Annotated in this window: 12 protein-coding genes; 3 read left to right on the top strand and 9 right to left on the bottom strand. The window is 39.7% G+C overall.

Annotation, left to right across the window (positions count from 1 at the left end; translation table 11 throughout):
• The 4 genes from AAF462_06935 to AAF462_06920 all read right to left on the bottom strand — a co-directional run.
• The coding region (locus AAF462_06935) for a nuclear transport factor 2 family protein (GenBank protein ID MEM7008855.1) at positions 1-362 on the bottom strand (362 nt) is incomplete at its 3' end.
• 19 nt (positions 363-381) lie between these two features.
• Positions 382-756, bottom strand: coding sequence for a hypothetical protein (locus AAF462_06930; protein MEM7008854.1), 375 nt, complete (start codon positions 754-756; stop codon positions 382-384).
• Positions 757-933: 177 nt separating this feature from the next.
• Positions 934-2,316, bottom strand: coding sequence for an IPTL-CTERM sorting domain-containing protein (locus tag AAF462_06925; GenBank protein ID MEM7008853.1), 1,383 nt, complete (start codon positions 2,314-2,316; stop codon positions 934-936).
• A 116-nt stretch (positions 2,317-2,432) separates the two neighbouring features.
• Positions 2,433-2,918 (bottom strand): hypothetical protein, encoded by a 486-nt coding sequence (locus AAF462_06920; GenBank protein MEM7008852.1) that lies wholly within the window; start codon positions 2,916-2,918, stop codon positions 2,433-2,435.
• A gap of 107 nt (positions 2,919-3,025) precedes the next feature.
• Between AAF462_06920 and AAF462_06915 the strand changes: the two genes are divergently transcribed.
• Together AAF462_06915 and AAF462_06910 are read left to right on the top strand one after the other, a co-directional pair.
• Complete coding sequence (locus AAF462_06915) at positions 3,026-3,754, top strand: class I SAM-dependent methyltransferase (GenBank protein MEM7008851.1); 729 nt, start codon at positions 3,026-3,028, stop codon at positions 3,752-3,754.
• A 41-nt stretch (positions 3,755-3,795) separates the two neighbouring features.
• A complete protein-coding gene (locus tag AAF462_06910; protein ID MEM7008850.1) occupies positions 3,796-4,188 on the top strand; it encodes a hypothetical protein in 393 nt (130 codons plus the stop codon).
• Here AAF462_06910 and AAF462_06905 read toward each other — a convergent pair.
• From AAF462_06905 to AAF462_06885, 5 genes are all read right to left on the bottom strand, one after another.
• The gene (locus tag AAF462_06905) at positions 4,173-4,532 is read right to left on the bottom strand and encodes an antibiotic biosynthesis monooxygenase (GenBank protein ID MEM7008849.1); all 360 of its coding nucleotides are present in this window, start codon (positions 4,530-4,532) and stop codon (positions 4,173-4,175) included. The two genes, AAF462_06910 and AAF462_06905, sit on opposite strands and share 16 nt — an antisense overlap.
• 13 nt (positions 4,533-4,545) lie before the next feature.
• Complete coding sequence (locus tag AAF462_06900) at positions 4,546-4,953, bottom strand: hypothetical protein (protein ID MEM7008848.1); 408 nt, start codon at positions 4,951-4,953, stop codon at positions 4,546-4,548.
• 67 nt (positions 4,954-5,020) lie between these two features.
• Positions 5,021-5,659 carry a YcgJ family protein gene (locus AAF462_06895; protein MEM7008847.1) on the bottom strand — a complete coding sequence of 213 codons (639 nt, stop codon included), beginning with the start codon at positions 5,657-5,659 and terminating at the stop codon, positions 5,021-5,023.
• 93 nt (positions 5,660-5,752) lie between these two features.
• On the bottom strand, positions 5,753-7,057 hold the full coding sequence (locus AAF462_06890; GenBank protein MEM7008846.1) for an IPTL-CTERM sorting domain-containing protein: 1,305 nt from the start codon (positions 7,055-7,057) through the stop codon (positions 5,753-5,755).
• 96 nt (positions 7,058-7,153) lie between these two features.
• On the bottom strand, positions 7,154-7,318 hold the full coding sequence (locus AAF462_06885; protein ID MEM7008845.1) for a hypothetical protein: 165 nt from the start codon (positions 7,316-7,318) through the stop codon (positions 7,154-7,156).
• A 137-nt stretch (positions 7,319-7,455) separates the two neighbouring features.
• Here AAF462_06885 and AAF462_06880 point away from each other — a divergent pair.
• On the top strand, positions 7,456-8,964 hold a 1,509-nt coding region (locus AAF462_06880; GenBank protein MEM7008844.1), incomplete at its 3' end, for a Na/Pi cotransporter family protein.

The following is an 8,964-nucleotide window of genomic DNA, read 5'->3' as shown; positions in this document are numbered from 1 at the left end:
CCAATTACCTTCCAGCTTTCTCCCTCATTTCTATAAACAGTAGTCGCCCTGATATTGGGGTGTACTTCTCTTCCGTCCAAAACATAATTAGTGCCTCTAATATAGTTGTAGCACACACCAATATCTTGACCCTGTACTATTTTCATTTCATATGGCTCTACGTGTCCTTTTAGATTAAGCTCTGCCTGCTTTCGCCAAGATTTAATTACTGCATCATAGCCAACTAATATTCCGCCAATTGGGCTCATATAAGTAACGTCTTGTGATTGTGACCATATCTCCTGCATAGGAGCTATGTTGCCGGCAAATATTTCGTTATGCGCTATATAGAACTGTTTAATCGCTTCGTTTAAATCAGACATGACTTCCCTCCTGGAATTATCACCAAAGCCCTTGTATTGCAACTCCGTTATGTGCAGTTATTGCTTTACATTTTGCCGACCACTCAATAAGTTTAGGCATATCCTCCCACTCCTCTGCAGCCTTGCGCCAGTGCTCATCAAGCCCGGCCTGTGTTTCATACATCTCATCCAGTACAAACATAGTATTGCCGGTAGGCTCAGAGTTTGGATTAAAAGGATCGCTTAGCTCAGGAGATTTAATTATGTTATAGCGCAAAAGCGCAAGCTCTCCCTCTTTAGGATGTGTTCTCTTCATCCAATCAGAGTGAAGGGCAAATATCCGCTCTCCTTCTTCTACTATATCATTGGGTGCAATATAAATAATAGTTATTTGGATTTTACCTACCGTGGACATTTATTTTCTCCTTTTGGCACAATTTTGATTCTTATAAATATTATAGAATATAATCGCAAAGATAATATAAATATTTAGGAGAGGGAAAATCATTGAATCTACGCCGCATAGCCCTGCTCCGTGGCCGCAGCTTCATATTGACGGGAATATTATAGAAATAAACGCAGAGAAATTAGATTAAGAGGCTACTTTGTTTCTAAATACCGCATAACAGCCACTAATCCCTAGGATTAGTGCAATAAATATGAGTCCCCACTCTGATAGGGTTGGGACAGATATTATTTGACAGGTACCTGCTAGCAAAAGAAATATTTCCCGACTGCCGTCCTCATTATTACCCGCTACATCAGACTCGCTGATAAAAGTAACAAGAGATAAGTCGTTAGTTACAGATATTCCGCCTAAGAGCTCCCCTTGACCAAATGTTGATAAGGAAGCATGGGTTGGGTTGTTAGGATCGCTTATGTCAGAAAGTATGATTTGCTCACTGTTCTGACCGAAGGGATTAAAATCTGGATTACTTGTTCTAAATATTGCCATAGTGCCATCTGAGTTTAGAAAACCTGTCGGGACTGTAGGCGTGGGCATATTAGAAGTGGTAACCTGAAAGAACTCATTACTGGGGATGTCATAGAGAAACAGCTCTAAATTACGGTCTGGATTTAATCCTACTATATTGGATTGCGAGGTATAAAGGATACTATTGCCTTGAGGTGAGATATCTAAATCTTGTGCATTAAACTCTTGAAATGGAAAATTAGAAACTTGCTGTAAACTGGAAGCTACGAGATTGGGAGGATTATAGCTAAGCATCGAAAGGTATATGTCCCTTACGCCAGTTGCTCCAACGTTCGGCGGAACAAAGTTTTCACTGGAGACAAAAGCTACTTTACGGCCATCTTGATTAATAACCGGATCTTGACTTGAGCTCGAATTATTAGCAGGATCATTGGTTATCTGGGAAATTGGTAAGACTAGGTTCTCTGAATCAAACACATAGTACTCAACACTACCATCTGGATTCATGCCAGTTATATCAGCCTGTGTAGAAAATGCTATTTTTGTACCGTCGCCGCTTATAATTGATCTGTGAAAACCGCTGGTAGTATTAGTTACCTGAGTAAAGACAGGTGAAGCTGGATTACTTATATCTATCCTGAAGATCTGTTGATTATTACTCATATTTGTTCCTAAAAAGTCACTTGCAGAAGTTAATGATATAGCGCCGCAATCATCACTTATGCTGTACAAAAATTTTGTTTGGGCAGTATTCGTAATTTGGTAAAAAACTGGTGAAAAAGGATCTGAGATATCAGCGAAAAACAGATCCTGCTGATCAGCATGACCGTTATTTAAGATATCTGCATTTGATTGAAACAACACCCCGCCCCCATTGCCGCAAACTCTTGGCCTTGAGGAATTTTCAGATGTATCTGTTAGCTGCACTATTTCACAGGAACCTGGCGCAATTTGAGAATAAGAACTTGTGTTTAGAAAGATAAAAAAGGCAAAGATTAGAAGTACATACAAACAACAACTATAAACGGTCGAAATATTCATTTAACTGTCCCCTTAACTACAGTGTTAATGAATAAATTAACACATTATCTCAAAGATTTATAGATGTCTCTATAGGATAGATAAGAATTAACCTAGGTAATAGTTTCGCTAGTATTTTAAGCTCTTGGCTTTTTTCTGCGGAATAGCACTAGTAGCACTATAACTATTAGAACCGCAAGTATAATAATGATTGTATCTAGAAAGTCAGATGAGTCTTGAGGTGTACATGAAGGGACATCAGAACACGAGGAGCCTTCAAACCAGTGTTGTCCGCTACAGGAATCTATGGTTACGTCATCTGAACACTTTGCTTCTGCTTCGACACAGCATCCGTTACCTTGTGCAGGCCGACACTCAGCCTCACCTGCCAGTGAGCTATTTATGCAGATCTGTGAAAGGGTAAATGAGTTGGTCTCAACACACAGTGAACCGTCTACAGCGCAGTTTGCCTCGCCATCACCGCAGCCAACACATTCAGGAGTGCCCTTCACTGTTTTACAGCATCCAAGACTTATGCTTTCTTGAGAATATCCAGTAGACGAAAATACTAAAAGAGCAGTAAACATAATTAGGACTGAATATATGGCTGTCTTGAGTTTCAAGGGACTTCCTCCTTTAAGGTTCATACCGCCTGAATATGGTTTCATATTATCATAGGATCGGGATTGTAATCAAGGGATCTAGTGATAATATCTTTGTGGGAATAATCATGAATAAACTAAAGAGCAGTTGGGAAATACAAGAGAATGTAAAATACTTTCTTGAATCTGAGCGCGGGGCTGTTCCAGGAACCGAGATTCAGCTAGCAATTATATCAGCAATTATAAGAAATTGGCACTCAAATCCTTATAAAATATTAGATCTAGGCTGTGGGGATGGGATATTAGGACGGTTTTTATTAAGCGCTTTTCCAATGGCGGAATGTGTTTTTCTTGATTTCTCAAACCCCATGCTCGACGCTGCCAGGGAGACTCTTATAGAAAGATCGGACTGGACCCTTGTAAAAGCAGATTTTTCTACCCCAGATTGGCTTGGGGCTGTTGAGTCGTTTAAACCATTTGATGTCGTTATATCCGGCTTTGCCATACATCACCAGCCTGATATAAGGAAAAAAGGACTTTATAATGAGATATACGATCTTTTGACCAAAGGTGGCATATTCTTAAACTTAGAGCATGTAAAGTCCAGCACAGATAATGTTGAGAGGCTTTTTGAAGAATATTATGCAGATCACCTTCATGCACACCAGCTTAAGACTAATCCTGATGCTAGCAGAGAAGATATTCTAGATGGATTTAAGAATCGTCCAGACAAAGATGAAGATCAGCTCTCACCTGTAGAAGAGCAGTGCCAGTGGCTTACAGAAATTGGGTTTAAAGACGTAGACTGCTACTATAAGCAGTTTGAGATTGCACTTTTTGGCGGACGAAAGTTTTAATGACTTATATCTTTATTATTCACCTAGTAGCAACTTTTTTCATGACTGGACTTATATGGATGGTACAGATTGTTCACTATCCTCTATTCAAATACGTGGGCAATGAGCAGTTTTTAGAATATGAAAGAAAGCATTCCAAACTTATTACATTTATAGTGGGTCCGGTTATGAGCCTTGAGCTGCTAACCGGCATTGTTATTCTTTCCAGCAGCTTTTTATCCAACACTGACTATAACATCTACTTGATATCATTTGGATTGTTAGTGTTAATTTGGCTTTCTACAGCATTTGTTCAAGTGAGACATCATAAACAATTATCTACTGAATTCAGCACCCAAGTAGTTGATAAGCTAGTTGGCTATAACTGGATTAGGACTATTTGCTGGACAATAAGAGCAATCCTGCTTGCTTTTATTCTCTATGATCTTCTATAGCCCCTATCATAGCCGTAAAAGTTTGCCCCGTATGGGGTTAAGAGTTCTATGACGTCCTGTGATACGTCTCCATAAATATCACAGCTTATGACGTCTGAGGTCTCAAGCACTCTTTGTATCCTATCCTGCGATAGTCTGAAATTTTCTAAGATTGCCTCAGAGGTTTTATAGATTTCATAGGACACGCAGACTGCCTCTTGTTCATTCACATAGAGGGTAAAAGATCTTGTATCAGGCTCTTGTGTTTTTACCATCTCCATGGCCTCATCATATAGAGCTCTCATCTGCTCAAGTTTTCCCTCGTGTATCTTAAACTTTGCAATAAGTGTTATATCATGACTCATTATATTCCCCCGTTTAGCTGCAAGGCTTTTTAGAAAAATTAGTGTGCCCCCTATCCGGCCAGCATTTTCTAAATTTTTCTTCGCTATAGATAACCCACCTGTTGTTAAAAGTTTTTAAAGTAAATTCGTATTTCTCTGCCCTTATAGAATCATCTAAAAGCCCTTCATTGATGATTACAACCTGGGTTGTATCAGAGGATTCAGCACTTGGATTGGTTCTTTGAATAGTTTGGCTGCGACCTTCAAAAGGTCCTAAATATCTTAATGAAACAGCAACAGGATCTGACATCCAGTCTTCATACTCTATATTGCCTGTAATGATAGACTCATTAAATTCTTTTCTATCCATTTTCTTATCATCAGCTTCTGAGGTAATTGTGACTTGGCTTATGAAGAATACACAAAATATGCTGAGAGCCATATATCTATGGAATTGAGTTCTCATGCTAATAATTATATATAAAAAAAGGGGCCGAAGCCCCTTTTAATTAATTTTCCTTGGCCGTAAGCTGCCACTTACCCCACTTAAATACTGCTTTATCTCCGTGATCTGTCATTGTAGCCATATTTTTGGACATACCATCAGGGGTTTCTACCTTATAACCCTCGGGTGATTGAATAAACACATATTTATTGCCGTCATCAAACTTTATTAAATACTCGTTCATATCGGCCGACATTTTCTGCTTAATTTTGCACGGCCCTTTATACTTGTTATTATCGCTCTTTTTGTTGTAGAGCTTGCAGTGCCCTTCAACAGATGCCTTTGTTACGCTGCTCTGCGCATCTTCAACTGCATCCTCGCCAAAAAGTGTTTTTGTCATCTGTTTATCCAAGTGGCCATAGGAATCATCACAAACCTTTTTTGTTGTGTTACAAGATACACCGTCACTCATTGTAAATCTTGTAGGATCCCAATCATTGCCAACTTCTTCAATATTCTTCATAAGCTTATCAGCTGCTTCTTGCCCGAACTCGTCTTTAGTTATGCCTATAGAAGCTCCCTCTTTATCAAAACAGGCCTGGCCTACCTTATCACAAACTGCCCCCGGCCCCGGTGAATAAACTTCTGCTGCAAATGAAATAGCTGGCGCAAGAATAAGCGCCATCAGTAGAATTCTGTACATAGCAATGCCTCCAATTTTAATTTAGTGTAGTGGATGGAAAACCCAACCGCCCATGACCACATTAACATATAAATGCTTTGAATCAATAAGAATTTAACCCGCTGAAACTTTCCTTCTGCGAATGAAATAAAAACCTGCAAATCCTAAAATCACTGCGGTTGATACAAGACCCCACTCAGATAGAGTTGGAACATTTCTTATATCTTTTGGTGGCGAACATCTAGCATAGTAAATCTCACGGACTAGATCAGGATGTTCTCCTGTTACGTTTCCAATACCAAGAAATGCTATATGTATACCAAAAGAGCTTATAGATGATTCTCTGCCAGTCCCCATTTCAGATCTTGTAACTTGTTCCGTTTGACCAGATTCTATATCATGCATGAAAAGCTCTTGGTTATTTTCTGGATTTTCTCCATTGGGGTCTCGGATTGAAGTAAAAGCAACGCGCTTTCCATCAGGACTTACGGAAGGCGCATCGCTGAATAACGGCGAGTTGGTTAGCCTAATTATTTCAGCCTTAGATTTATCATAATAGTATATTTCCGCCATATCATCAGTGTTAGGTCCTACAAGTTCTCCAGTGGAAGAAAATGCAATAATATTTCCGTCTGCGCTAACCGATGGCCGGCCGGATGTGTCAATATTTGGTCCATCTGTGATTTGAGTGATAGTCTCACTAAGGTCGTCATAGAAAAAAATCTCGCGACTCAGATCCGGATTTCCATTGTTGATATTATTAGTACAGTCAAAAGCAACGGTTAATCCATCAGCGCTAATAGAGGTAGTTCTGCATATTCCGCCAACTGTATCTGTTATTTGCTTAATGCCAGAGGAGCTGTCATAAAGAAAAATTTCAAAGTTCCCGTCTATATTGCCTCCAGTTAAGTCTTCATTTGACACAAAAGATATACGAGAGCCGTCTCTATTTGCTGAAGCTGAGCGACTACTTCCTGATAAATGATTAGTTATCTGCTCAATTGTATTAGCCTGTACATCATGCATAAAGAGATTCAAAGTACCATCATTGCCTGACTCTGATGAGAAAGCAATAATTCTACTATCTCCACTGATAGCAGTGTCAACAGCATTTATACCTGCAGGTTCATTTGTAACTGTTGTAATAACTCCAGTCTCAGTATGGTAGTGATAAACTTCATCACTACCGTCACTATTTGTATTGTTTATATTCCCATTAGAAATGAAGGCAATAAGAGAACCATCGTCACTAATTGAAGGATCAGTAGCACGCGTGGCATTAGTAATAATCGGTATAACGTCTTGTTCTAAACAAGTTAGATCTTCAGCATAAGCTGAATGTGATAAGAAAATAATAAAACATAAATAAACTAGGGAATATAGAATTCCCCTGTTGAGTTTAGATAATATAGTTGCCATCTATAACCCTCCGCCATTAGGGTGTGATAGATTTTATTTTAGCACATATCCATATTAATTGCTATCTATCTAATATTATTGAGAATTATAAAAAAATTATTTGTCTTTAATTTGCTCTTCTAGCGAGTCTAATCTTTTTTCAATCTGCGTAAGCTTGTGAAGAATTAGTATATGCGTTTTCTTTGCATCAATCCCAACCGGGCTCTTATCGCTGTGAATAAGCTCTGCAATCTCTTGGTATGTTGTCTCGTCTATTTCCATCAGTCTTACCTCCGAAAAGTAGTGATATGAGTATAGCATTTATGGCTTTGCTAAGGTCAACTGAAATGATAATCTAAATTCATATAAGATGGCACTTATAAGACTTGTTCAAACTTTAAGCGTCGGGGGTAATAAAAATGAATCTGAATAATAAATATATGGGGAAAAAGTCTCTTCTTATTCTCATTTTAGGCGCGTGTTTATTGTCTGCGCTTCCGTCATTAGGAGCTGTAGCCCAGGCTGAGGGCTTTAGCACGTGGGCAATAGTCATGGGCCTTTTCGGTGGTCTGGCAGTGTTTCTATTCGGCATGGAGCAGATGACTGACGGACTTAAAGCTGTGGCCGGAGAGGGAATGAGCAGTCTATTAGCAAAACTGACAAAGAACAGGTTTATGGCCGCTCTTACAGGTGCAATTACTACCGCAGTCATACAGTCATCCTCTATTACAACTGTTTTAGTGGTCGGATTCATCACTGCCGGGCTTATGACGCTTCAGCAAGCGATCGGAATCATACTCGGTGCTAATGTTGGGACAACTATCACAGCACAGATTATTGCATTTAATGTAACCCAGTACGCGCTACTTCTAATCGCAATCGGCTTTGCCATGAATTTTATCGCAAAGAATGAAAAGATCCGTCTATATGGAGTAATTATTATGGGTCTTGGAATGGTATTTTTTGGAATGGGAATTATGAGCGATGCTACAAATCCTCTCAGAACATATGAGCCATTCATAGCGCTTATGAGAGATATGGGAAACCCGTTATTAGGCATAACTGTGGCAGCTTTATTTACAGCACTTGTGCAAAGCTCATCTGCTACAACTGGTATAACTATCGTGCTAGCGTCTCAGGGATTTATCACTCTTGACGCGGGCATAGCATTAATACTTGGCGCTAATGTTGGTACGTGCGTGACAGCCGTACTTGCAGCCATAGGAAAACCCACTGCAGCAAAACAAGCAGCGGCAGCGCATCTGATATTCAATATTCTTGGTGTTCTGATCTGGCTTCCATTTATAGGCTATTTGGCAGATATTGTAAGAGATATATCACCTGTATACGCCAATCTGTCAGGTACTGCCAGGCTCGGAGCAGAGACCCCGCGGCAAATTGCAAATGCACATACCATATTTAACATTGCCAATACATTTATATTCATCGGCTTCACCACCTATTTGGCCAACTTTATTCAGCGTGTATTGCCTGAGGAGCCTGAAAAACTTCCTGAATATGCGACTCCTAAATATTTGGAAAAAGAGCTTTTAGAAACCCCGGCACTTGCGCTTGACCGTATAAGGCTTGAGGCAGTTAGGCTTGGGGGATTTATTGAAGGGCTTACCAATATGGCTAGACCGGCTGTCCTCTCAGGTACTAAGGAAGATCTGGAGAAATTGGTCTCTCGTGAGCTCGAGCTTAGAATGCTTCATGACTCTATCACAGACTACGCCAGAAAACTATATTCAATGGAGATGACCGATTCGGAGACCAAAAGACTTGAGGCACTTGGCACAATTGTATCTAACCTTCAGCACATAGGTGAGACTATTTCCGTAAATATGGTTTCTATCGGCAAAGAGAGAATAGACCGCGGATTTAAAATAAGTGAGGAAACTCTTAACAAATTTATGCCCTACTCTTCT

The organism is Thermodesulfobacteriota bacterium, from assembly GCA_039028315.1.
In the GTDB taxonomy this organism is placed as follows: domain Bacteria; phylum Desulfobacterota_D; class UBA1144; order Nemesobacterales; family UBA2774; genus CR02bin9.
Note: the sequence above shows the minus strand (reverse complement) of the source record. Positions and strands in the feature narration are given on the sequence as shown.

Bases quoted from the DNA above. Each gene is read 5' to 3' on its own strand.
- AAF462_06930 (MEM7008854.1), bottom strand. From the start codon at position 756: ATGTCCACGGTAGGTAAAATCCAAATAACTATTATTTATATTGCACCC.
- AAF462_06925 (MEM7008853.1), bottom strand. From the start codon at position 2,316: ATGAATATTTCGACCGTTTATAGTTGTTGTTTGTATGTACTTCTAATC.
- AAF462_06915 (MEM7008851.1), top strand. From the start codon at position 3,026: ATGAATAAACTAAAGAGCAGTTGGGAAATACAAGAGAATGTAAAATAC.
- AAF462_06910 (MEM7008850.1), top strand. From the start codon at position 3,796: ATGACTGGACTTATATGGATGGTACAGATTGTTCACTATCCTCTATTC.
- AAF462_06905 (MEM7008849.1), bottom strand. From the start codon at position 4,532: ATGAGTCATGATATAACACTTATTGCAAAGTTTAAGATACACGAGGGA.
- AAF462_06900 (MEM7008848.1), bottom strand. From the start codon at position 4,953: ATGGCTCTCAGCATATTTTGTGTATTCTTCATAAGCCAAGTCACAATT.
- AAF462_06895 (MEM7008847.1), bottom strand. From the start codon at position 5,659: ATGTACAGAATTCTACTGATGGCGCTTATTCTTGCGCCAGCTATTTCA.
- AAF462_06890 (MEM7008846.1), bottom strand. From the start codon at position 7,057: ATGGCAACTATATTATCTAAACTCAACAGGGGAATTCTATATTCCCTA.
- AAF462_06885 (MEM7008845.1), bottom strand. From the start codon at position 7,318: ATGGAAATAGACGAGACAACATACCAAGAGATTGCAGAGCTTATTCAC.